The sequence below is a fragment of the Streptomyces sp. MRC013 genome (genome assembly GCF_023614235.1).
GTDB lineage: Bacteria > Actinomycetota > Actinomycetes > Streptomycetales > Streptomycetaceae > Streptomyces.
Window position 1 is genome coordinate 3,700,635 of record NZ_CP094264.1, and the last position, 23,434, is coordinate 3,724,068.

The following is a 23,434-nucleotide window of genomic DNA, read 5'->3' on the forward strand; positions in this document are numbered from 1 at the left end:
CGTGTTCGGGGGAGAGCCTTCTCTCATGTGGGGATGACCACCCTGTGGTGGAAAACACCTCCGTCCCGTTATCCCCATGTGGTGGCGCTCCGACCTTGCATGAGGAGAGACTGAGAGCAGATCGTCCCGGCGCGAGCCACGCGCCGCCGGCGTACAAGGAGGCACGCGTGCCGCACGTCCTGGTCCTCAACGCGTCGTACGAGCCCCTCGGCGTCGTACCGCTCCGCCGCGCGCTCGTACTCGTCCTCGAGAACAAGGCCGTGTGCCTCGAGGAGTCCGGCGCCCTCATGCACAGCGCGACCCGAGCGATCGCCGCCCCCAGCGTGGTGCGGCTGAAGCGGTTCGTACGGGTCCCCTACCGGGGGCCCGTTCCCCTGACCCGCAAGGCGCTCTTCGCCCGCGACGGCGGGCGCTGCATGTACTGCGGTGCCGTCGCCACCAGCGTCGACCACGTCGTCCCGCGCAGCCGCGGCGGCAAGCACGCCTGGGACAACGTGGTGGCGGCGTGCCGCCGCTGCAACCACGTCAAGGCCGACCGGCACCTGCGCGAGCTGGGCTGGCGGCTGCACCAGCCGCCCGCGCCGCCCACCGGGCTCGCCTGGCGCATCATCGGCACGGGGCACAGGGATCCGCGCTGGCTGCCCTACCTGCAGCCGTACGGCGCGGACGACGTCCTGGCCCGGATCGACGGCGTCTCCGCCTGACGCCCGGACCCCGCCGCGGCCGCCGCGCCCGGACCGGTCCTCCCCGAGCGGGGCGGCCGGCCCGCTCGGAGAGCGGAGGGCGCCGCGGCGCCGGGGGCTTCCCTCACTCCGCGACCGCGTACGCCTCCACGCCGAACAGGGAGTACCCGTACCCCGTCGCCCGCTCCTCGCCCCGCACGCGCAGGAAGCGGGTGCCCGGGGCGTCCATGCGGACCGTCTCGCGGCCGCCCCGGCCGTCGCCGACCGTCGCCGCCGTGCGCCAGGAGCGGCCGTCCGGGGAGACCTCCACGCGGTACCGCCGCGCGTACGCGTCCTGCCAGTGGAGGACCACCTGCCCCACCCGCGCCGGCCCGGCCAGTTCGACCTGCCACCACGCGTCGTCCCGCGCCGGCGACGACCAGCGGGTTCCCGGGTCGCCGTCGGCCGCCGCCGACGCCGGGAAGTCCGGCGTCTCGTCGCCGGAGGACGAGGCGGCCGCGCCGGGGGCGCGGACCAGGTCCGGACCGCCGGCCGCCGGGTACGCACGGACCGTCAGGGTGCGCTGCTCGCCCGCGAAGGACAGCGGCACCGGGTACGAGCCGGCCGGGGTGCCCTCGGGGACGGTGACCGTGACGGGGACTTCGGCGGCCACGCCGCGCGGCACCGTCGCCTCCTTCGGCACGTCCACCACGATGCCCTTCGGCGCCTTCGCCGCGAACGCCCCGCGCACCGCCTCCGGCCGCCGGGCGGCCAGCACCGCCTCCACCCGCTGGGGGCCGCCGCCGATCACCGCGTCGGCCTCGGGGCGCGGCAGGTCCAGACTGACGCGCGGCTCGTCGGCGAACCACGGCACCAGGGACCGCACCGGCACCTCGGCGCCCCCCGCCCAGTTCACCCGGACGGCGTCCACGCGGAGCCCGCCCACGCGGGTCTGCGTCCAGCCGGTGGGCGCCAGCGCGCCCAGCCGCCGCCAGCCCCCGCCCGGCACGCGCACCTCCACGGCGCCCCCGCCGGAGCCCGGTTCCGCCATCGCGGTGACCGCCTCCACGGGGCGCGCCCGCCCCAGTTCCACGGTGTACGAGGTGTCGGTGCGGGACGGCTCGCCGACCCGTCGGGCGGCGCCCGTCCACGCGGCGGCCTCGTCGAGCGCCCGCTTCAGGAACGGGTCCAGGACGCCGGTGCCGACCTTCACGGGGCCCGCGGCCAGGGACCGGCGCAGCGGCTCCAGCTCCAGCTGGGCCCGCCAGGCGGCCGCGCCGTCGCCCCGGGCCTGCGCCTGGAGCATGTCCACGGCGGCCTCGCCGGCCCGGCCGTACCGGGAGAGCTGCTCCAGCCAGGGCCGCACCTCGTCGTCGAGGCGGCCCTCCGCGGGCGCGGTCAGCGCCTCGGGCGCGCCGCGCATCACGGTGAACGCCGCGCGCAGCCGCCGCGCCGCCCCGTCGCGGACGGCGGCCGGGACGCCCGCCGCCGTGCGCGTCCGCCAGAACCCGGCCAGCAGCGGGCGCAGGTACGCCGACTCGCCGTGCGGGTCCAGCAGCGACGAGGCGTCGTTGCCGGCCAGCGCGCCCAGTGCCTCGCGGGCCCTCGGGTCGCCGCCCGCCAGGTCGTCGAGCGCCGCCCGCCAGGACTCCCGGGGACGGTAACCGCGCGGGTTCCAGGCGAAGTCGGCGGCGGTGAAGACGGGGATGCGGGAGGCGGACGCCTGCACCATGGCGTTGGCCAGCAGTGCCGCCGAGCCGGCCGCGACGGCCGGCTCCCGGCCGGTGTACGGGCCGAGGAAGAGGCGGTCCTGCGCGTAGTCGCTCACCGGGTAGTTGTCCATGGTGACCAGCGGGTGCCGGAACGCGCCGCGGGCCTCGGCCAGGTCGCCGCCGCTGATCGTGCGGGGTACGGCGCCCACGCCCGTCCACGCCACCTGCACGCGCGCGTCGAGCGCCTCGGCGAGCGCGGTCCGGTACTCCGTCGCCCCGTCCTGGTAGTACTCGGTCGGCATCAGCGACAGCGGCTCGGCGTCCGGGTGGCGGCCGGCGAGGTGCCGGGACAGCTCGCTCGCCACGCGCGCGTGCGCCCGGGCGGCCGCGCCGGGCCCGCTGCCGAACGCCTCCGCGTCCCGCGAGCAGTGCCACTCGTCGTACGCGGAGTCCTGGAACTGCAGCTGGAACGCCCGCACGCCGAGCGCGTACATGGCGTCGGCCTTGCGCTTCAGCGCCCTGACGTCGTCCTCGGAGGCCAGGCACATCGACTGGGCGGGCGCCACCGCCCACGCCAGCGTGACGTGGTTGCGCCGGGCCCGCTCGGCGAGCTGCCGGAACTCGGCGCGCTGCGCCGCCGGGTACGGCTCGCGCCACTGCGCCTGCCGGTAGGGGTCGTCGCCGGGTGCGTACAGGTACCGGTTCTGCTTGGTGCGGCCCATGAAGTCCAGCTGGGAGAGCCGCTGCCGGTGGCTCCAGGGGCGGCCGTAGAAGCCCTCCGCCAGGCCGCGCACGGCCGTGCCCGGCCAGTCCCGGACGAGGACGCCGGGGAGGGTGCGGGCCGGGGTGACCAGCTGCCGGAGGGTCTGCACGGCGTGGAACAGCCCGTCCGCGCCCGCGCCGTCCGCGGCGACCGTGGGCCGGCCCAGGTGGCTACCGGTCGCGAGCCGGTAGCCGCCGGGCGGCAGGTCGGCGCGTTCGGGAGCACGCAGGGCGCGCAGCGCGTTCTGCGCGCCGACCCCGCCCAGCCACACCACCGCTCCGCGCACCCCGGCCGCGCCGTCCGGGCCGACGCGGCGCACCTGCCGCACGCCGGCCCCCCGCAGCACGTCCTCGAGGGCGGCCACGGCGTACGGGTCGGCGTCCGGGGCCACCGCGAGCGCCACCTCGTCGCCCAGCCGTACGGGGCCGCCCGCGGCCCGCACCGACTGCGGACGCGGCCACAGCGCGGGCGGCTGCGCGGCACCCCGCCCGGGCACCGCCGCGGCGGGGGCGCCGGGGCCGCCGGGCGCGGCCGCCGCGCCCGGCGCCGCGCCGAGCAGGCCGCCGATCACCGCGACCGCGACGGCGGTCGCGGTGCCCCTGCCGCGGCCGAACTGCGCGAGCTGACGGAACTGCACGCGCGTCTCCCCTCGTCCTGCGTGGTCCTGCGGGTAGCTTTGCGGTGGCCGTACCGCTGTTCTGACGGGTCGTCGGACAGGTCGTCCCGCTGACGGGCTCCGAGCCCACCACCCCCTGACGAAGGTGTCAATGTGCGTGGCCGATGTGTCGTATTTGCACACCGAGTCGACGGACCCGGGCGGAACCGCCCCGCACCCGGCCCCCGCACGGGACGTGAGCGGTACCACGCCGCACGGATGGGCGGGCGGGCGGTGGGTAGGGCTCCCGGGGCCCGCCGTCACCCCGTACAGGGAGGCCACCATGGCCGAGTCCCCCCGGCCGCCGCTCCCCGCGGCCCCCGCTCCCCGGCTCCCCCGGGCGGGTGCCGGGACGGCCGCCCGGCCTCGTCGCCGGCCCCCTTCCCGGCCCGCTCCGCGCCCCCTGACCAGCGAACCGCCGCTGGCCGGCACCGCCCCCTGACCAGCGAACCGCCGCTGGCCGGCACCGCCCCCCTGACCAGCGAACCGCCGCCGGTCGACGCCGTGCCCCTGACCAGCGAACCGGCCTCGCGCGGCACGGCCCGCGGACCGGCGTCGCCCCGCCCGTAGAAGCCCGAAGCGCCCAGGAGGCCGCATGACCCTCGCCCGGCTCGCCGCGCTGCACGGAGTCGCCACCGCGTACTCCCCGTCCCCGGGGGTCACGGTCCCGGTGCCCGACGCGACCGTGGTCGCCGTCCTCGGCGCCCTGGACGTGGACGCGACCACCGAGGCGGCGCTCACCGCGTCGCTCGCCGCCGCGGAGGAGGCGGGGGCGGCGCGGCTGCTCCCGCCCACGGTCGTGGTGTGGCAGGGCGGCGAGCCGGCCCTCCCCCGGCCGCTCGCCGCCCTCCCCGCGGGCACGTCCCTGCGCATCGCCCTGGAGGACGGCGGCACCGCCGGGTCGCCCGTGCCGTGGGCGCGGCTCCCGACGGGCGTGCACGCTCTGGAGGCGCACGCCCCCGACGGGCGCGCCGCCCGAGCCGCCCTCGTCGTCGCCCCCGCGCGCGTGCCCCGGCCCTCCGCGCCCTGCCACGGCGTGCTGGTGCAGCTGTACTCGCTGCTGTCCGCCCGCTCCTGGGGCATGGGCGACCTCGGTGACCTGCGGGAGCTCGCCGACTGGGCGGGCCGCGCGCTCGGTTCGGGGTTCGTGCAGGTCAACCCCCTGCACGCGGCGGTGCCCGGCACGCCCACCGACCCGTCCCCGTACCGCCCCTCCTCGCGCCGCTTCCCCGACCCGGTGCACCTGCGGATCGAGGACGTCCCCGAGTTCGCGTACGCCTCCGGGACCGCCCGCGCCGAACTCGACGCGCTCGCCGGGCGCGCCGGGGAGCTGCGCGAGGGGGTCCTGCGCAAGGGCGAGCTGATCGACCGGGACGCGGTGTGGGTCCTCAAGCGGCGTGCCCTGGAGGTCCTCGCCGCCGTCCCGCTCGGCCCCGGTCGCCGGGCCGCGTTCGACGCCTTCCGCGCCGCCCGGGGGCGGGCGCTGGAGGACCACGCCACCTGGTGCGCGCTGGCCGAGCGGTACGGCACCGACCGCACCCGGTGGCCCGCCGGCCTGGACGACCCCCGGTCGGCGGCCACCGCGCGGGCCCGCGCCGGGCTGGAGGACCGCCTCGCCTTCCACCGCCTGGCCGCGTGGCTGACCGACGAGCAGCTGGCCGCCGCCGCGCGGACCGCCCGCGAGGCCGGCATGGCCGTCGGGATCGTCCACGACCTGGCGGTCGGCGTGCACCCGGACGGCGCCGACGCCTGGGCGCACGCCGGGGTGTACGCGCGCGGCGTGTCGGTGGGCGCGCCGCCGGACGCGTTCAACGCGCGCGGCCAGGACTGGGGGCTGCCCCCGTGGCGACCCGACGTCCTGGCCGCGTCCGGCTACGCCCCGTACCGCTCCCTGCTGCGCTCCCTGTTCCGGCACGCGGGCGCCCTGCGGATCGACCACGTGATGGGCCTGTTCCGGCTCTGGTGGGTGCCCGCCGGGCTGCCGCCGACGCGGGGCACGTACGTCCGCTACGACGCCGACGCGATGCTCGCCGTCCTCGTCCTGGAGGCCCACCGCGCCGGCGCCGCCGTGATCGGCGAGGACCTCGGCACGGTCGAGCCGGGCGTGCGGGACGCGCTGCGGCACCGGGGCGTGCTCGGCACCTCGGTGCTGTGGTTCGAGCGGGACTGGGAGGGCACCCGGCGCCCGCTGCCGCCCGGGCGGTGGCGCGCCGACTGCGTGGCCACGGCCACCACGCACGACCTGCCGCCCACCGCCGCCCGGCTGAGCGGCGAGCACGTGGAGCTGCGCCACCGGCTGGGGCTGCTGGCCCGGCCCCTGGAGGAGGAGCGGGCCGAGGACGCCGGGGACGTCGCCGAGTGGCTGGCGTACCTGCGGGAACTGGACCTGCTCCCGCGCGGCGCCGGGCGGGACGAGGAGGCGGAGGTCCTGGCCGTGTACCGGTTCCTGCGCCGCACCCCCGCCCGGATGACCGGCGTGTGGCTGCCCGACGCGGTGGGGGACCGGCGCCCGCAGAACCTCCCGGGCACCTCGGACCAGTACCCGAACTGGCGGTTGCCGATGGCCGGCGCGGACGGCCGCCCGGTCACCCTGGAGGAGCTCGCCGCCTCGCCCCGGCTGCACGCGCTGATGGCCGCGCTGGGGTCGTCCGGGGACCCTACGGCACCCCCGGACGCGCGGCGCGGTTAGGCGTTCGCTACGTTTGCTCCGTGGACAAGAAGAACGCCCTGCGCGCCGGTGCCGTCGCGACCGGTACGACGCTGATGATGCTGCTCATGTCGTCCCCCGCGTTCGCGCTGGTGCGCGACGACGGCGACGACCCGGGCTCCTCCGGCCTGAGCGTCGTGGAGACGCTCGGCCTGTTCGTGGTCGCGCCGATCGTGCTCTTCGCGGTCATCGCCGGCCTCGTCATGGTGATGGACCGCTCCAAGAAGCGGGCCTGACACCACCCCCGCTCCGCCGGGGCGCCGCGTGCCGGGGAACCTCCCCGGCGCGCGGCGCCCCGCCGCCCCCGTAGGGGACGGCCCGCGGTGCGCCGCTCAGGCGCCCGTCGCGTTGAGCGGCTTCCGCAGCAGTCCGGAGAGCCGCTCCGCCTCCCGCCCGTCCAGGGCCCCCTCCAGCGCCTCCCGCCGCACGGCCTCCGCCAGGATCCGCCAGCCCCGTCCGCTGAGGGTCACCCGCGGCGCCCGCCGGTCGTGCGGGTCGCGGCTCCCGCCGAGCAGCCCGGCCCGCTCCGGCTCCTCCAGCCGGCCCGCCATCCCGTCCGAGGTCGGCACCAGCGTCGCCGGGAGCCGGCCCGGCGACGGCGCGCACGGCTCGCCGGAGCGGCGCAGCGTCGCCAGGACGTCGAACCCGCCGCGTGAGGTCCCGAAGGCCCGTGGGCCTCGCCCCCCGGGTCGGGGTGGCGGCGGGGCCCGCCTCGTCGGTCGCGCGCACCGCTCGCCGCGGAGGGGCTCCCGCCCACCGGGGCGGTGCCGCGGGCGGCCGGCCGTAGCGCACCGGTGGGGAGGGGTGGGGCGCCCGGCGGCGCCCCACCCCGTCACGTCACCGGTCGGAGGCCTGCGCCCTCAGCGCCCGCTCCACCCCGTCGCGGGACTCCAGGACCAGGCGGCGGAGCGCCGGGCTCGGCTCCGCGCTCCGCAGCCACGCGTCCGTCGCCTCCAGGGTCTCCCGGGAGATCTGGAGGGACGGGTACAGGCCGACCACGATCTGCTGGGCCATCTCGTGGGAGCGGGACTCCCACACGTCCTTGACCACGGCGAAGAACCTCTCCGTGTACGGTGCCAGCAGCTCCCGCTGGTCCGTCTGCACGAAGCCGGCGATCACGGCCTCCTGCACGGCGTTCGGCAGCTTGTCCGACTCCACGACCGACGCCCAGGCCTCGGCCTTCGCCTCCGCCGTGGGGCGCGCGGCCATCGCCGTGGCGGCGTGCCGCTCGCCGGCGGCGGTCCGGTCCCGCTCGTGCTCGGCGGCGATCTCGTCCGCCCCGAACCGGCCGGTCGCCGCGAGCCGCTCGACGAACGCCCAGCGCAGCTCCGTGTCGACGGCCAGGCCCTCGATCGTCTCCGAGCCGTCCAGCAGCGCCGCCAGCAGGTCCAGCTGCCCGTCGGTGCGGGCGGTGGCCGCGAACGCCCGCGCCCACGCCAGCTGGTGGTCGCTGCCCGGCTCCGCCGCCCGGAGGTGCTCCAGCGTGGCCTCCGTCCAGCGGGCCAGGCCCGTCCCGCGCCAGTCCGGCGCCGCGTACAGGTCCAGCGCCAGCTTCACCTGCCGGTGCAGGCTCTGCACCACGCCGATGTCGGACTCCTTGCCGATGCCCGAGAGCACCAGGTCCAGGTAGGCGCGCGTGGCCAGCTCGCCGTCGCGGGTCATGTCCCACGCCGACGCCCAGCACAGCGCCCGCGGCAGCGACTCGGCGAAGTCGCCCAGGTGCGCCACGACGTTGCGCAGCGACTCCCCGTCGAGCCGGACCTTGGCGTACGACAGGTCGTCGTCGTTCAGCAGGACGACCGCCGGGCGCCGCTTGCCGACCAGCGCGTCGACGGCGGTCAGCTCGCCGTCCACGTCCAGTTCGACGCGCTCGGTGCGCACCAGCCGGCCCGCGTCGTCCAGGTCGTAGAAGCCGATCGCGATGCGGTGCGGCCGCAGCACCGACGCGCCCTTGGCGCCCGTGGGCAGGGCCGGGGCCTCCTGCTTCACGGTGAACGAGGTGACGACGCCGTCCGCACCGGTCTCCACCAGCGGACGCAGGACGTTGATGCCGGCGGTCTCCAGCCACTTCTCCGACCAGGTCCCCAGGTCCCGCCCGGAGGTCTCCTCCAGCGCGCCCAGCAGGTCGGACAGGCGGGTGTTGCCGAAGGCGTGGCGCTTGAAGTACGTCTGCACGCCCCGGAAGAAGGCGTCCGTGCCGACGTACGCGGCGAGCTGCTTCAGCACCGACGCGCCCTTGGCGTACGTGATGCCGTCGAAGTTGACGAGCACGTCGTCCAGGTCGCGGATCTCGGCCATGATCGGGTGGGTGGACGGCAGCTGGTCCTGCCGGTACGCCCAGGTCTTCATCTGGTTGGCGAACGTGGTCCAGGAGTGCGGCCACTTCGAGCCGGGCGCGTACGCCTGGCAGGCGGCCTCCGCGTACGTGGCGAACGACTCGTTCAGCCACAGGTCGTCCCACCACTCCATGGTGACCAGGTCGCCGAACCACATGTGGGCCAGCTCGTGCAGGATCGTCGCGGCCCGCACCTCGTACGCCGCGTCCGTCACCTTCGACCGGAAGACGTACTGGTCGCGGATGGTGACCGCGCCCGCGTTCTCCATCGCGCCGGCGTTGAACTCCGGCACGAACAGCTGGTCGTACTTGGCGAACGGGTAGGCGTAGTCGAACTTCTCCTGGAACCAGTCGAAGCCCTGCCGCGTCACCTCGAAGATCGCGTCCGCGTCGAGGAACTCCGCCAGCGACGGGCGGCAGTACACGCCCAGCGGCACGACCTGCCCGCCCGGCCCCTCGTACGTCGAGTGCACCGCGTGGTACGGGCCGACGACCAGCGCCGTGACGTACGTCGAGATGCGGGGGGTCGGCTCGAAGACCCACACGTCGTCCTCGGGCTCCGGCGTCGGGGAGTTCGAGACCACCTTCCAGCCCGCCGGGGCCTTCACGGTGAACTGGAACGTCGCCTTCAGGTCCGGCTGCTCGAAGCTGGCGAACACCCGCCGCGCGTCCGGCACCTCGAACTGCGTGTACAGGTACGCCTGGCCGTCCACCGGGTCGACGAACCGGTGGAGGCCCTCGCCGGTGTTCGTGTACGCGCAGTCCGCGACGACCCGCAGCTCGTTGGCGCCCCGCCGCAGGTGCTTCAGCGCGATCCGCGAGTCCCGGAAGACCGAGGCGACGTCGAGGTGCCTGCCGTTGAGCACCACCTCGTGCACCGCCGGGGCCACCAGGTCGACGAACGACTCCGCGCCCTCCTCGGCGCACTCGAACCGGACGGAGGTCGCGGACCGGTAGGTCCCGCCCTCCTGCGCCCCGCTGAGGTCGAGCTCGATCTCGTACGCGTCCACGGTCAGTAGCGCCGCGCGCCGCCGAGCCTCTTCACGGGTCAGGTTTGTGCCAGGCACCCGGTCATCTCCTCCATGTGTGAACTTGAAGGCCATCCTTCCACGGGCGGCGCCGAACACGGAGGGCATAAACGCGGCGTACGGGAAGGGCGGCCCCGCCACCGGCGGGGCCGCCCCGGACGGCGGGCGCGCGGGTCAGCCGCGCAGCTCCCCGGCGACCAGCTCCGCGATCTGCACCGCGTTCAGCGCGGCGCCCTTGCGCAGGTTGTCGCCGGAGACGAACAGGGCCAGGCCGTGCTCGACGGTCTCGTCGACGCGGATGCGGCCCACGTACGAGGCGTCCTTGCCGGCGGCCTGGAGCGGGGTCGGGATCTCGGACAGTTCGACGCCCTCGGCGGCCCCGAGCAGCTCGTACGCGCGCTCGACGCCGATGGGGCGCTCGAAGCGGGCGTTCAGCTGGAGGGAGTGGCCGGAGAAGACCGGGACGCGCACGCACGTGCCCGACACCCGGAGCTCCGGGATCTCCAGGATCTTGCGGGACTCGTGGCGGAGCTTCTGCTCCTCGTCGGTCTCGAAGGAGCCGTCGTCGACGATCGACCCGGCCAGCGGCAGCACGTTGAACGCGATGGGCCGGCTGTACACGCCCGGCTCGGGGTACTCCACGGCCCCGCCGTCGTGGGTGAGCTCGGCGGCGCGCCCGGCGACGGCCCTGACCTGGCCGTCCAGCTCGGCGACGCCCGCGAGGCCGGAGCCCGACACGGCCTGGTACGTGGTGGCGACCAGCGCGACCAGGCCGGCCTCCCGGTGCAGCGGCTTCAGGACCGGCATGGCAGCCATGGTGGTGCAGTTCGGGTTGGCGATGATGCCCTTCGGGCGGTCCTTGACCGCGTGCGGGTTCACCTCGGAGACGACCAGCGGCACCTCGGGGTCGCGGCGCCACGCGGAGGAGTTGTCGATCACCACGGCGCCCTGGTCGGCGACCTTCCCGGCGAGCGCCCTCGACGTGGCGCCGCCGGCGGAGAACAGCACGATGTCCAGGCCCGTGTAGTCGGCCGTCGCGGCGTCCTCGACGGTGACCTCGCGGCCCTCCCACTCCAGGGCGGAGCCCGCGGAGCGCGCGGAGGCGAACAGCCGGAGCCCGTCCACCGGGAAGTCCCGCTCGGCGAGGATCCTGCGCATGACCGTGCCGACCTGGCCGGTGGCTCCGACGATTCCTACCTTCACGGGGGCTCCTCCGTACGTGTGTGCTGGACGCTGCCATGATGCGCCGGTCCCGGGCCGCCCCGCCAATCCTCCGTCCGGAGGGTGAGAAGGACCACGGACCGCACGGCGGCGGGCGGGGACGGCAGGGGCGGGCGCCCTGCCGGACGCCCGCCCCCCGTACTCCGTACCCCTCCAGACTACGGAGTGACCTTGCCGATCACGACGCTGCCGGTGCCCGCGGCGGTGCCGCGCGCGTTCAGCAGCTGCACCTCGCCGAAGAACCGGCGGCCCTCGGGGGCGGCGCCGTTCACCAGCACCTGGGCGCCGAACTGCGCCGAGGCGCCGTTCGCCAGGGAGATCGTCTTCGACTCGTCGACCTTGATCTCGCCGAGCGAGGACGAGAAGTACACGTCCTTGTAGTCGTAGGCGGTCTCCCCGGACGGGACCGAGTAGCCGTCGACGACGATCGTGTACGTGCCCGGCGCGGGCTTCAGCACGGACACCGACTCCTCGGAGTCGCCGTCCGCGGACGAGCCGACCGCCACGCCGTCGCGCAGGACCGTCACGTCCAGGTCGGCGGACTTGTCGGAGACGTTGCCGATGGCGACGTCGAACCGCTCGACGCCCTCACCGATCTCCACGGTGGTGCGCTGCTCCCCGTGGTTGGCGATGGTCGGGCGCGTCACCTTGGCGGAGCCGAGCGAGCCGGCCTTCAGCTTGCCGTCGAACGCCGCGAAGCCGTTGGAGACGGTCCACTCGACCGGCGCGGCCTGGCCCACGGTGGCCTCCGGCAGCGTCTGGACGGCCGGGGCGAAGGTGGCGCCGAGCACGGCGACGTCCAGCTTGTACGGGTTGTCGAGCAGCGGCGACGTGCGGCGCGACTCGACCTCGATCTCCCAGACGCCCGGCTGCGGGTTCGGGTACGACCGCAGGTCGGGGCGGCAGGTGTTCGCCGGGTTGGTGTAGTTGGCGTAGCAGTTGACCGTCGACGTGGGGTCGGACGGCACGCCGTACGGGTGGATCGCGACGAAGCGGGTCTGGCTGTCCTCGGCGAGGCCGCCGAGGGCGATCTCCAGGGACTGGGCGCCGACCGGGACGTTCACGAAGTACGACCGGTGGCTGTTGCGCTGGACCGTTCCCTCGGCCGAGAGGCCGAAGGCCGGCTTGGCCAGCTGCTCGGCCGCGACGACCGTAGTCAGGACCTGCTTGTCGATGCCCTTGGTCTTCGGGTCGTTGACCTCCAGGACCGCGCTGTGCACGCCGGCGCTGCGGGGCTTGGCGGCGACCTTGACCGTGACGGGCTTGTTCAGCGGCAGGGACACCTCGTCGGAGCCGACGACGCGGAACGTGCGCTCGTGGTTGTTCTCGAACCACAGCTCGTGCCGGATCGGGCGGTCGGCACCCGTGGTGCGGGTGACGGTGACCTCGTAGACCTTCTCCTGGCCGACCTTGACCCCGCCCTCGCGGTCGTACAGGCCGGTGCCGAAGCCGGGCTCGGCGAGCAGCTGGTCGATCGCGGTGTCGACCGGGGCCTTGACGGTGTACTCGTGGGCGTGGGCGCCGCGGAGCACCTCCTTCCAGGCGTCGACGACGTTGAGGAGACCGGCGCCCTGCTCGTGGGCCTGCGCGCCGGGGATGCGGTCGGCCTGGCTGGTGACGGCCGTGCGGAGCTTCGCCGGGGTGAGCTCGACGCCCTGCTGCTTGGCCGCGGACAGCATCAGCGCCATGGCGCCGGCGGCCTGCGGGGACGCCATCGAGGTGCCCTGCATCATGGAGTAGCCGGCCGGGAGCTGGTAGCCCGCCTCGGCGACCGGGCTGCCGGGCAGCCACGTCTGCGTCGTGTTGACGGCCGCGCCGGGGGCGCTGAGCGTCGGCGTGAAGCCGCCGTCCTCGCGCGGGCCGCGGGAGGAGAACGGCATCATCGCGTACGGCGTGGAGACGGCCGAGCCGTAGTTGGAGGCCCAGGTCTCCCGGGAGATGGACGCGCCGACGCTGATGACCTTGTCTGCGAGGGCCGGGTCGCCGATCGTGTTGACGCCGGGGCCGCTGTTGCCGGCCGAGACGACCAGCTGGACGCCGTACTCGTCGATGAGCCGGGTGTAGAGCTGGGCGCGGGCGTTGTTGCCGTCGTTCAGCGCGGGGAGGCCGCCGATGGACATGTTGACGATGTCCACGCCGCGGTTGACGACGAGGTCGATCATGCCCTCGGTGAGCGCGACGTTGGTGCAGCCGCCGCTCCAGGTGCACGCGCGGGAGGAGACCAGCTTGGCGCCGGGCGCCGCGCCGTTCATCTTGCCGCCCAGCAGTCCGTGCGCGGCGGTGATGCCGGCGACGTGGGTGCCGTGGGAGCCCTCGATGATGCCGATGTTGACGTAGTCGGCCTTGGCGCCGGAGGCGCCGTAGACGACGTCCTTGCGGATCTCGACGACGAACGGGATGCGCTCGGCGACGTCGGTGGCCGGGTTGTCGGTGCCGAAGTAGCCGACCTGGAAGCCGTCCTTGTACGGCTTCATCGCCTCGTCGTCGGCGAAGTCGCCGTTGCCGTTGAGGTCGACGCGGACGGTGCCGGCGGCCTGGTCGTACAGGACGCCCCAGACGTCGGTCGTGTCGCCGTCGCGGTTGAGGTCGCCCTCCATGTCGCCGCCCTTGGTGGCGGCCTCCGCGAAGGTGCGGAACCGGTAGGCGCCCTCGGGGGCCTTCCAGGAGCGGCCCTCGGCGGAGAAGGCGGGGCCGGCCACGGCCACGTCCATGCGCCGCCACGTCTGGTCGCCGTCCCTGACGGGGTCGGTGGCGGTGACCCAGTCGACGATCTTGCGCTCGCCGGTGGTGGTCTTCTGCAGCGCCGGGTGGCCCAGGTCGACGCCCGAGTCGAGGATGCCGATGGTGACGCCGCGCCCGTCCGCGGTCGGCCACTTCCGGACGAAGTCGACCGCGCCCGTCTCGTGGGACGGGTTGTACGGGTTGACGGCCGGGGTCTTGGGCCCGGGCGCCGGGTACGCGCCGGCCGTGCCGGCGGCGGTGCCCTTCGCGCGGTCGGCGGCCGGCGACGGGTCGTCCAGCTCGATCTCGTGCTTGAGGTCGATGCCCAGGACGCTGGACAGCTTGGCGGCGGCGCCGATGGCGGCCTCGGCCTGGGCCGTCGGGAGGGTGGCGCGGACGTAGCCGAGCCTGTCGTAGGCGCGGTCGACCGTGCCGCCCTTGAGGGCGTCGAGCTGCCGGGCGACCTGCTCGGTGGCGCCGGGGGCGGTGGCGACCATGAGCGTGACGTTCTTCTCACCGCTGGCCTCGGCCTCGGCGAGCAGTTCGGCGTCGTCCGAACCGAGCTTCGCCGCGGCGGACTTGGCGGGCTCGGGGGTGGCCGCCGGCGGTTCCGCGGGGGTGGCGAACGCGGGAGCGGCACCGGTCGCGACGAGCGCGGCGACCAGGCCGGCGGCGGCCGCGATACGGGCCGCGCGTCTCGCTCCGGATATGGAGCTGGGGGGTTCGAGCGTCATTCAACATCCCTGTCGAGTGAAAGAACGGTCCGGAATTCGATACCGGATGACCGCTGAGCTTTTCGTACATGACCGGGTTTTGTGGAGGTCTGCCAGAGTTGGAAAACTCTCATGGCGGGAATCCGCCATCGCAGGGCAACCGCCAACGGGGACGAACCGGTTGATTCTGGGCTCCTCCCGGTGCGGTGGCGGTGCGCGGGGCGGCGGGGACGGTGCGGCGGCGGTGCGTGGTGCGGTGGTGGCGAAGGGGAGCGGGGTGCCGGGGCGCGGCGGCGGTGGGCGGTGCGGTGGTGAGCGGCGGGGTGACGGCGATGCGCCGGACGGCGCGGCGGCCCGGCCCACCGGCGCCGCCCGTACCGGGCCCGCCCGCCCCGCCGCCGGTTCCCTCGCGCTCTCCGCGCCGCTTCGCCGGGACCGCCGCCGGGACCGGGCGCGCGGCCCCCGGCGCCGGCCGCCTCCGGACGTCTCCCGGCCCGCCCGTAACCTGCCGGTGTGAGACGGAGGTTGAGGGCGGCGGCCTACGCCGTGTGCGTACGCGACGGACGGCTCCTCCTCGTCCGGGGCACCGCCCCGGACGCCGCGGGGCGGTGGGCCCTCCCCGGCGGGGGGCGTGGACCACGGCGAGGACCCGCTCGGCACCGTCGTCCGCGAGGTCGGGGAGGAGACCGGCTACCGCGTCGAGGCGACCGCCCTCCTCGGCGTCGACTCCCTGCGGGCGGTCGGCCACCCCCGGCTCCGCGGCCGGGGCCGGACGGACTTCCACGCCCTGCGCCTCCTCTACGAGGGCCGCGTCACCGGCGGCGCCCTCCGCCACGAGGTCGGCGGCACCACCGACCTCGCCGCCTGGCACCCCCTGGCCGCCGTCCCCGCCCTGCCGCGCGTCCCCCTCGTCGACACCGCCCTGCGGCTGTGGCGGGACCGCCCCGCCACGGGCCGCGCCACCCCGGAGGGCGTGGACGGCGCGGACGGCGCGGAAGGCTGAAAGCGGCCCAACCCCGGCGCCCCCGGGAATCTTCGCTCAACCGGTGCGTCCCGGCCGGCGGTCCCCTCCCACGACCGCGGTCACGCGGTCGGGCAGCCACCGGGGAGGAGACCCCTTCATGTCAGTACCCACCGTCCGCGGCGGGCTCGTCGCGGCCCTGGCCGCGGCCGCCGTCACCGCCGCCGCGCTCACCGCCCCGGCCGCCGCCGCCCCCGCCCCGGCACCCGCCGCCACCGCGGCCGCCGCCGAGGCGGACGGCCGGACCGGCGGCCGCCACGACGCCACCCGGCGGTCCGTCGAGGAACTCGTGCGCGCCGGGGTGCCCGGTGTGCTCGCCCAGGCCAGGGACCGGCACGGCACCTGGAGCGGCGCCGCCGGGGTCGCCGACCGCGTCACCGGCCGCAAACGCCTTCCGAACGACCGCTTCCGCATCGGCTCCATCACCAAGACGTTCGTCGCCGCCGTCGTCCTCCAGCTCGACGCCGAGGGCCGCCTCGACCTCGACGACAGCGTGGAGGAGTGGCTGCCCGGCGTGGTCCGGGGCAACGGGCACGACGGCCGGGAGGTCACCCTCCGCCAGCTCCTCAACCACACGAGCGGGATCTACGACGTCACGTCCGCCCCGTCGTTCCAGGACAGGATCTTCGGCCCCGGCTTCCTCGACCACCGCCACGACACCTGGACGCCCGAGCAGCTCGCGGCCATCGCCATGGAACACGAGCCGTCCTTCGCCCCCGGAACCTCCTGGGAGTACTCCAACACCAACTACGTCCTCGCCGGGATGGTCATCGAGAAGGCCACCGGCCGCCCCTACGGGGAGGCCGTGGAGCGCCGGATCGTCGAGCCGCTCGGGCTCGGCGCCACCAGCGTGCCCGGCACCGACCCGCGGATGCCGCGGCCTAGCGGCCGCGCGTACTCCACCCTCGGCGGCGACCCGTCCGATCCGGCCACGCGCGTCCACGACGTCACCGAGCTGAACCCGTCCCTCGCGGGCGCCGCCGGCGAGATGATCTCCAGCACCGCCGACCTCCAGCGGTTCCTGCGCGCCCTGCTCACCGGCCGGCTGCTGCCGCGGGAGCAGATGAGGGAGATGACCACCACCGTCCCCATCGACTCGGTGGAACCCGGGGCGGGATACGGCCTGGGGCTGATCAGCCGCAAGCTGGGCTGCGGCACGGAGGTGTGGGGCCACACGGGAGGCATCCACGGCTCGCGCTCCGCGGTCGTCGCGACCCGCTCCGCGGGCCACACTCTGGCGGTCAACGCCAACGGCGACTGGACGGGCGGCCTGGACGGGACGGTGGAGGCGGAGTTCTGCGGCGAAGGCCCGGACGGCGCCCCGGCCGCCGCGGTCTCCCCGGCCCCGTAGGGTCCCTCTCCGCGGCCCCTCCCCGCGGGATCCCTCCCCGGTGGAGGGGGCGCGCCCCGGCCGCCGCTCCACCGCCCGCCGGTTCCGGTCCCGCGCGGACCGGAACCGGCCGCGTCCGCCGCGTCGGGGACACGGCCCGCGAAGGCCACCGCGCCGGTCGTGCGCCCGTGGCGGTCGCCGGCCCGGGCGCCGCGACGCCCTCCACCGCCCCGGGGGCCGGTGGCTCCCACCAGGCCCCCCGGGACGGCCCCCGGGGGGCGGCGCCCGGAACCCGGCCGCCGCCCCCGGGGGTCCTCCGCGAGAGGTCTCCCCCGAGGGGGCCGATCAGGCGCGCGCGTCGCACTCCTGGGCCCGCAGGGCGCGCGCCAGGTCGTCACGCGCCTCCAGCACGAGCCTGCGCAGCGCCGGCGCGGCCCCCTCGTGCGCGGCCAGCCACGCGTCCGTGGCCTCCAGCGTCTCCGCACGGTCCTGCAGCGCCGGGAACAGGCCCCGCACCACGTGCATCCCGATCTGGATGGACCGCTCGGCCCACACCCGCTCGATCGCCGCGAGGTACTTCTCCGCGTACGGCGCGACCAGCTCCCGCTGCGACGGCTGAGCGAACCCCGCGATCACCGCCTCGACCAGCGCGTTCGACAGCTTGTCGGACTCGACCACCTCGGCCCACGCCCGCGCCTTCACCGACTCGGACGGCCGCGCCGCCAGACACCGCACCTGGTGCCGCTTGCCCGACGCGGTGTCGTCCCGCGCCAGCTCCGCGTCGATCGCCGACTCGTCGGCCCGTCCGTGCGCGGCGAGCGGCTCCAGGAACGCCCAGCGCAGCTCCTGGTCGACGTCGAGCCCGTCCACACCCTCCGTGCCGGCCAGCAGGCCCTGGAGGAAGGCGAGGTCCTCGTCCGCCGCCGCGACCGACGCGAAGAAGCGCGCCCACGTCAGCTGGTGCTCGCTGCCCGGCTCCGCGCTCCGCAGCTCGCGCAGCGCGGCCCGCGCGACGAGCCGGCCGCCGGTCCCGCGCCACTGCGGCGCCGCGTAGTGGACGAGCGCGGTCCGCACCCAGGAGTGCAGCATCTGCAGGACGCCGATGTCCGACTCGCGCCCCGCGAAGGCCAGGACGGTCTCCACGAAGTCCCGTGCCGGCATCAGGGCGTCACGCGTGGTGTTCCACAGGGCCGACCAGCACAGCGCCCGCGCCAGCGGGTCGGTGATGTCGCCGAGGTGCGCCCTCAGCGTGGCGAGGGAGGCCTCGTCGAACCGCACCTTGCAGTACGTCAGGTCCTCGTCGTTCAGCAGCACCAGCGCGGGCCGCTCGGCCCCCGCCAGCTCGGCCACGACCGTCCGGGCGCCGGCGACGTCGGTCTCGACGCGCGCGTAGCGGACGAGCCGCCCGCCGTCGAGCCGATACAGGCCGACGACGATCCGGTGCGGACGCAGCTCGTCGCCGTCCTGCTCGACGACCAGCTCGGCGACGCGCCCACCCGTCTCGTCGTAGGTGACGACGGGCGTGAGCGCGTTGACGCCCGACGTCTCCAGCCAGGACCGGGACCAGGCCCTCATGTCGCGGCCGGACGTCTCCTCCAGCACCGCCAGGAGGTCGTCGAGGGTCGTGTTGCCGTAGGCGTGGCGCGCGAAGTAGCGGCGGGAGCCCTCCAGGAACGCCTCCCGGCCCGCGTACGCGACGAGCTGCTTCAGCACGGAGGCGCCCTTGGCGTACGTGATGCCGTCGAAGTTGAGCTTGGCGTCCTCCAGGTCGCGGATGTCCGCCGTGACCGGGTGGGTGGAGGGCAGCTGGTCGGCCCGGTACGCCCACGCCTTGCGGCTGTTGGCGAAGGTGATCCAGCCGTCGGTGAAGCGGGTCGCCTCGACCATGGAGAAACTGCCCATGAAGTCCGCGAAGGACTCCTTCAGCCACAGGTCGTCCCACCACTTCATGGTGACGAGGTCGCCGAACCACATGTGCGCCATCTCGTGCAGGATGACGTTGGCGCGGCCCTCGTAGGCGGCGCGGGTCACCTTGCCCCGGTAGACGTACTCCTCGCGGAAGGTGACCAGGCCGGGGTTCTCCATGGCGCCGAGGTTGTACTCGGGCACGAAGGCCTGGTCGTACTTCCCGAAGGGGTAGGGGTAGCCGAAGCACTCCTGGAAGAAGTCCAGGCCCTGCTTGGTGACGAGGAAGACGTCGTCGGCGTCGAAGTGCTTGGCGAGGCTCCTGCGGCACATCGCGCCGAGCGGGATCTCCTGGTCGCCGCGCCGGTAGACGTCGGTGACGTGGTGGTACGGGCCGGCGACGACGCAGGTGATGTAGGTGGAGATCGGCTTCGTCTCCGCGAACCGCCACACCCCGCCGTCCCGGGACTCCTCCGCGCCGTTGCTCCACACGGTCCAGCCCTCGGGCGCCGTCACCCGGAAGCGGTACGGGGCCTTCAGGTCGGGCTGCTCGAAGTTGGCGAACACGCGGCGGGCGTCGGCCGGCTCGTACTGCGTGTAGAGGTAGACCTCGCCGTCCTCCGGGTCGACGAAGCGGTGCAGCCCCTCACCGGTGCGGCTGTAGGCGCACTGCGCGTCCACGACCAGCACGTTCTCCTCGGCGAGGCCCTCCAGCGCGATCCGCGCCCCGTCGAAGACCGCCGACGGGTCCAGCTCGCGCCCGTTGAGCAGGACGGAGGTCACGGACGGCGCCACGAGGTCGGCGAAGGTGTTCGCCCCGGGGGTCGTGCAGCGGAACCGGATCGTCGTCACCGAGCGGAACGTCAGCTGCTCCGCCTCGCTCCCCTCCGCGGCCGACCGCAGGTCGAGCGCGACGTCGTACCCGTCGACGGACAGCAGGGCCGCCCGCTCGCGGGCCTCGTCGCGGGACAGGTTCTCACCGGGCACGGGCACTCCTTCGTGGGTTGGTCACCGGGATCCTCCCACGCCGCGCGGAGCGGCCATAGGGCGGGAATGCCCTCGTCGTCCCCCTGGTTGTGGCCGGTACGCGACCGCACCGCCCCGCCGCCCGACCCACGGATCCGAGGAGACACATGTCCGAGACGAGGACCACCGCCGACTTCTGGTTCGACCCGCTGTGCCCGTGGGCGTGGATGACCTCCCGCTGGATGGTGGAGGTCCAGAAGGTCCGCCCGGTGGACGTCCGCTGGCACGTGATGAGCCTCGCCGTCCTCAACGAGGACAAGCTGGACGAGGTCCCGGAGGAGTACCGGGAGTCGCTGGCGACCACGGCGTGGCACCCCGTCCGCGTCGCCGTCGCCGCCGAGCGGCTGCACGGCCCGGAGGTGCTGGGCCGGCTGTACACGGCGATGGGCACGCGTTTCCACAACGAGGGCCGGGGCCCGACCCGGGAGGCGATCGCCGAGGCGCTCGCGGAGGCCGGGCTGCCGGCGGAGCTGCTGGAGTACGCCGAGAGGGACACGTACGACGCGGAGCTGCGCGCCTCCCACAAGGAGGGCATCGACAAGGTCGGCCAGGAGGTCGGCACGCCGGTGATCTCGGTCCCCGGCCCCGACGGCGCGGAGGTCGCCTTCTTCGGCCCGGTCGTCACCCCCGCGCCCAGGGGCGAGGCGGCCGCCCGCCTGTGGGACGGGACGCTGCTGGTCGCGTCGACGCCCGGGTTCTACGAGATCAAGCGCACGCGGACGGCGGGTCCGGTCTTCGACTGAGCCCGCGCGCCGGAGCGGCCCCCGCGAGTCCTGTCCTCGCGGGGGCCGCTCCTCTTTTCTCCGCCCGCCTCGTGAAGGGTGAGAAGACGATCACGAGCGGGGGATCCGGGGGGCGCTGTGGCGCCGCCGTCAGGGGGCGATCAGCGGCACGCGGTCCTTGGCCTGGGCGTAGCGCTTCGCCACGTCCTGCCAGTTGACGACCTTCCACATCGCCTCGACGAAGTCGACCTTCTGGTTCTTGTACTGGAGGTAGAAGGCGTGCTCCCAGGCGTCGAACACCAGGATCGGCACCGAGCCCTGGCCGACGTTGCCCTGGTGGTCGTAGACCTGCTCCACGATGAGGCGGCCGCTCACCGGCTCGTACGCCAGGACGCCCCAGCCGGAGCCCTGCGTGGTGGCGGCGGCCTTCGACAGCTGCGCCCGGAACCGGGCGAACGAGCCGAACGACTTGGCGATCGCCTCCGCCAGCTCGCCCGTGCCGTCCTCCTCCAGCGGCTCGCCGCCGCCGTCGCCGCTCATGTTGTGCCAGTAGATGGAGTGGAGGATGTGGCCCGAGAGGTGGAAGGCCAGGTTCTTCTGCAGGCCGTTCAGGGCGGCCCACTGGTCCTTGTCGCGGGCCTCCTCCAGCTGCTCCAGGGTGTCGTTCGCGCCCTTGACGTAGGCGGCGTGGTGCTTGTCGTGGTGGAGCTCGATGATCTCCGGGCTGATGACGGGCGCCAGGGCCGCGTAGTCGTAGGGAAGTTCCGGAAGGGTGTACGTCGCCATGCCGAGCCTCCGACAGCTTGTTGCAACCGATGTGCAGGTGCAGGCTAACAGCAGTAGTCTTCCGGAGTGATCGGCCTCCCGTCCCGGGTCCGAAGGCGGACGGAGGACGACGGAGAGGCCCCGGCGCGCCGTCGCGCCGGGGCCTCCCTGGAAGGTGCGTCGGGGTCAGTCGTCGCCCTTCGCGGCGGTGGCCGCGGGCTTCCCGGAGGCGGCCTGCTCCTCGGCGCCCGCCTCCCCGGCGGGCTCCCCCGCGGCGGGCTCCCCGGAGGTCGCCGGCACCCCGGCGGGGGCGGACTCCCCGCCGGCGGTCAGCCGCTGGTGGGCGTAGCCCAGCACGGCCAGGACCACGACGAGGCCGCCCGTGTAGTAGAGCTGCTCGCGCGTGCCCTCGTCGCGGGCCATCAGGACGAACACCGCGGCGATGCCGGCGAGCGCCGCCCAGGTGAGGTAGGGGAAGGCCCACATCCGCACGGCCAGCTTCTCCGGTGCCTCCTTCTCCATGCGGCGGCGGAGGATCAGCTGGGAGACGGCGATGAAGAACCAGACGACCAGGATGATCGCGCCGATCATGTTGAGCAGCCACATGAACAGGTCGTCCGGCCGCCAGTAGCTCAGCAGCACGCACAGGAAGCCGAAGGCCGACGAGGTCAGCACCGCGACGCGCGGCACACCGCCGGAGACCCTGCCGAGGGTCTTCGGACCCTGGCCGCGCGCCACCAGCGAGCAGGCCATGCGGGAGGCGCCGTAGATGTTGGCGTTCATCGCGGACAGCAGCGCGACCAGCACGACGACGTTCATGATCTCACCGGCGGCCGGCAGGCCCAGGTGCTTCAGCGTGGCGACGTACGAGCCCTCGGCCAGCGACTTGCTGTCCCACGGGATCAGCGTGACGATGACCGCCATGGAGCCGATGTAGAAGACCGCGATGCGCCACATCGCCGTGCGGACGGCCGTGGCGACGCCTTCCACCGGGCGCTCGGACTCGGCGGCGGCGATGGTGACGGTCTCCAGGCCGCCGTAGGCGAAGACGGAGGCGAGCAGGCCGACGATCAGGCCCTCGGTGCCGTTGGGCAGGAAGCCGCCCTGGCCGGTCAGGTTCGACAGGCCGGGGGCGTCGCTGCCGGGCAGCAGGCCCAGGATGGCCAGCAGGCCGATGACCAGGAAGAGCGCGATGGCGCCGATCTTCAGTGCGGCGAACCAGAACTCGAACTCGCCGAAGTTCTTCACGGCGGCCAGGTTGGTCACGCAGAACACCAGCATGAACAGGGCGACCACCGACCACTCGGGCACGTCCACCCAGCCGGTCACGATCTTCGCGGCGCCGATCGCCTCCAGGCCCACGGCCACGCACAGCAGGAACCAGAAGGCCCAGCCCGCCGTGAAGCCGGCCCAGGGGCCGACGGCCCGCTCGGCGTGGACCGAGAAGGAACCGGAGGCCGGGTTGGCCGCCGACATCTCGCCCAACATGCGCATGACCAGCATGACGAGCAGGCCGGAGATCGCGTAGGCGATGACGATCGACGGGCCGGCGGCCGCGATCGCGGAGCCCGACCCGACGAAGAGGCCGGCACCGATCACACCGCCGAGGGCGATCATCGACAGATGGCGTTGCTTGAGTCCGTGCGAGAGCGGCGCGTCGGTGGTCGGCGTCATGGGTGCGTCGACGTCGGCCGATCCGGTGGACGCGGGCGCGGGGGTCCGAGACATGGAGTGCCCTGTTCCGTATCGGGGGGAGAGGCGAAGGTGCGCCCAAGTTTTGATGCGCGCACCGCTAACAGGGAACACGTTTCCGCTATACGGACACAGCGCTCACACAAAGTGAAGGTTAATCCACGGGTTCTTTACAAGTGGAACATGATCGCCGGATGTCCGGAAACAGTTGTTCCGCCCGTCCCGCACGCCGCCCCGGCGCGTCACGGCCGGCGCCCCCGGCGGTGCGCACGGGATGCGTAAACAGGTGGACACGCGGGGTGCACGGCGGCCTCGCGGACCCGGCGGGCGGGGCCGGCCGCCGGACTCCGTCCGGATGCGCGGGCGTCCGTGCGCCGGTCGCTCCGTCCGGAACCGGGCGCCCTCCGCTCCGCCGCGCGCCGCGGCGCCCCGGAGGCGCGCCGGCGGGCGGAGCCG

At 74.8% G+C, this 23,434-nt stretch carries 14 protein-coding genes and 1 pseudogene; 7 read left to right on the forward strand and 8 right to left on the reverse strand.

Annotated features, from left to right (window positions below; translation table 11 throughout):
* Positions 1-167: 167 nt before the first annotated feature.
* Positions 168-704 carry an HNH endonuclease gene (locus LUW75_RS16860; RefSeq protein ID WP_250336346.1) on the forward strand — a complete coding sequence of 179 codons (537 nt, stop codon included), beginning with the start codon at positions 168-170 and terminating at the stop codon, positions 702-704.
* A 103-nt stretch (positions 705-807) separates the two neighbouring features.
* Here LUW75_RS16860 and LUW75_RS16865 read toward each other — a convergent pair whose 3' ends face one another.
* Positions 808-3,774 carry a beta-N-acetylglucosaminidase domain-containing protein gene (locus tag LUW75_RS16865; protein WP_250336347.1) on the reverse strand — a complete coding sequence of 989 codons (2,967 nt, stop codon included), beginning with the start codon at positions 3,772-3,774 and terminating at the stop codon, positions 808-810.
* Between the two features lie 301 nt (positions 3,775-4,075).
* On the opposite strand from LUW75_RS16865, the pseudogene LUW75_RS25000 reads away from it, so the two are divergent.
* The 3 genes and pseudogenes from LUW75_RS25000 to LUW75_RS16875 all read left to right on the forward strand — a co-directional run bounded on the left by LUW75_RS25000 (position 4,076) and on the right by LUW75_RS16875 (position 6,735).
* Positions 4,076-4,362: pseudogene (locus LUW75_RS25000) on the forward strand (hypothetical protein).
* 25 nt (positions 4,363-4,387) lie between these two features.
* Complete coding sequence (gene malQ, locus LUW75_RS16870) at positions 4,388-6,481, forward strand: 4-alpha-glucanotransferase (RefSeq protein WP_250336348.1); 2,094 nt, start codon at positions 4,388-4,390, stop codon at positions 6,479-6,481.
* A 20-nt stretch (positions 6,482-6,501) separates the two neighbouring features.
* Positions 6,502-6,735: a hypothetical protein gene (locus tag LUW75_RS16875; RefSeq protein ID WP_250336349.1), complete on the forward strand. Its 234-nt coding sequence runs from the start codon at positions 6,502-6,504 to the stop codon at positions 6,733-6,735.
* A 96-nt stretch (positions 6,736-6,831) separates the two neighbouring features.
* Here LUW75_RS16875 and LUW75_RS16880 read toward each other — a convergent pair whose 3' ends face one another.
* From LUW75_RS16880 to LUW75_RS16895, 4 genes are all read right to left on the reverse strand, one after another.
* Positions 6,832-7,068 (reverse strand): MarR family winged helix-turn-helix transcriptional regulator, encoded by a 237-nt coding sequence (locus LUW75_RS16880; protein ID WP_349816429.1) that lies wholly within the window; start codon positions 7,066-7,068, stop codon positions 6,832-6,834.
* 268 nt (positions 7,069-7,336) lie between these two features.
* Positions 7,337-9,901, reverse strand: a complete 2,565-nt coding sequence (gene pepN, locus LUW75_RS16885; protein ID WP_250336350.1) for an aminopeptidase N — start codon at positions 9,899-9,901, stop codon at positions 7,337-7,339.
* A gap of 135 nt (positions 9,902-10,036) precedes the next feature.
* Positions 10,037-11,065: an aspartate-semialdehyde dehydrogenase gene (locus LUW75_RS16890; protein ID WP_250336351.1), complete on the reverse strand. Its 1,029-nt coding sequence runs from the start codon at positions 11,063-11,065 to the stop codon at positions 10,037-10,039.
* A gap of 176 nt (positions 11,066-11,241) precedes the next feature.
* Positions 11,242-14,538, reverse strand: a complete 3,297-nt coding sequence (locus LUW75_RS16895; RefSeq protein ID WP_250336352.1) for a S8 family serine peptidase — start codon at positions 14,536-14,538, stop codon at positions 11,242-11,244.
* A gap of 610 nt (positions 14,539-15,148) precedes the next feature.
* Here LUW75_RS16895 and LUW75_RS16900 point away from each other — a divergent pair.
* Both LUW75_RS16900 and LUW75_RS16905 read left to right on the forward strand, forming a co-directional pair.
* Positions 15,149-15,520 carry an NUDIX hydrolase gene (locus tag LUW75_RS16900; RefSeq protein WP_349816430.1) on the forward strand — a complete coding sequence of 124 codons (372 nt, stop codon included), beginning with the start codon at positions 15,149-15,151 and terminating at the stop codon, positions 15,518-15,520.
* Between the two features lie 118 nt (positions 15,521-15,638).
* Positions 15,639-16,889 carry a serine hydrolase domain-containing protein gene (locus LUW75_RS16905; RefSeq protein WP_250336353.1) on the forward strand — a complete coding sequence of 417 codons (1,251 nt, stop codon included), beginning with the start codon at positions 15,639-15,641 and terminating at the stop codon, positions 16,887-16,889.
* Positions 16,890-17,213: 324 nt separating this feature from the next.
* Here LUW75_RS16905 and pepN (LUW75_RS16910) read toward each other — a convergent pair whose 3' ends face one another.
* Complete coding sequence (gene pepN / locus LUW75_RS16910; protein WP_250336354.1) at positions 17,214-19,760, reverse strand: aminopeptidase N; 2,547 nt, start codon at positions 19,758-19,760, stop codon at positions 17,214-17,216.
* A 146-nt stretch (positions 19,761-19,906) separates the two neighbouring features.
* Between pepN (LUW75_RS16910) and LUW75_RS16915 the strand changes: the two genes are divergently transcribed.
* Positions 19,907-20,542: a mycothiol-dependent nitroreductase Rv2466c family protein gene (locus LUW75_RS16915; RefSeq protein WP_250336355.1), complete on the forward strand. Its 636-nt coding sequence runs from the start codon at positions 19,907-19,909 to the stop codon at positions 20,540-20,542.
* Positions 20,543-20,671: 129 nt separating this feature from the next.
* On the opposite strand, the gene LUW75_RS16920 is transcribed toward LUW75_RS16915, so the two are convergent.
* Positions 20,672-21,307 carry a superoxide dismutase gene (locus LUW75_RS16920; RefSeq protein WP_250336356.1) on the reverse strand — a complete coding sequence of 212 codons (636 nt, stop codon included), beginning with the start codon at positions 21,305-21,307 and terminating at the stop codon, positions 20,672-20,674.
* 165 nt (positions 21,308-21,472) lie between these two features.
* The gene (locus LUW75_RS16925; RefSeq protein ID WP_462933747.1) at positions 21,473-23,014 is read right to left on the reverse strand and encodes an amino acid permease; all 1,542 of its coding nucleotides are present in this window, start codon (positions 23,012-23,014) and stop codon (positions 21,473-21,475) included.
* Between the last annotated feature and the right edge of the window lie 420 nt (positions 23,015-23,434).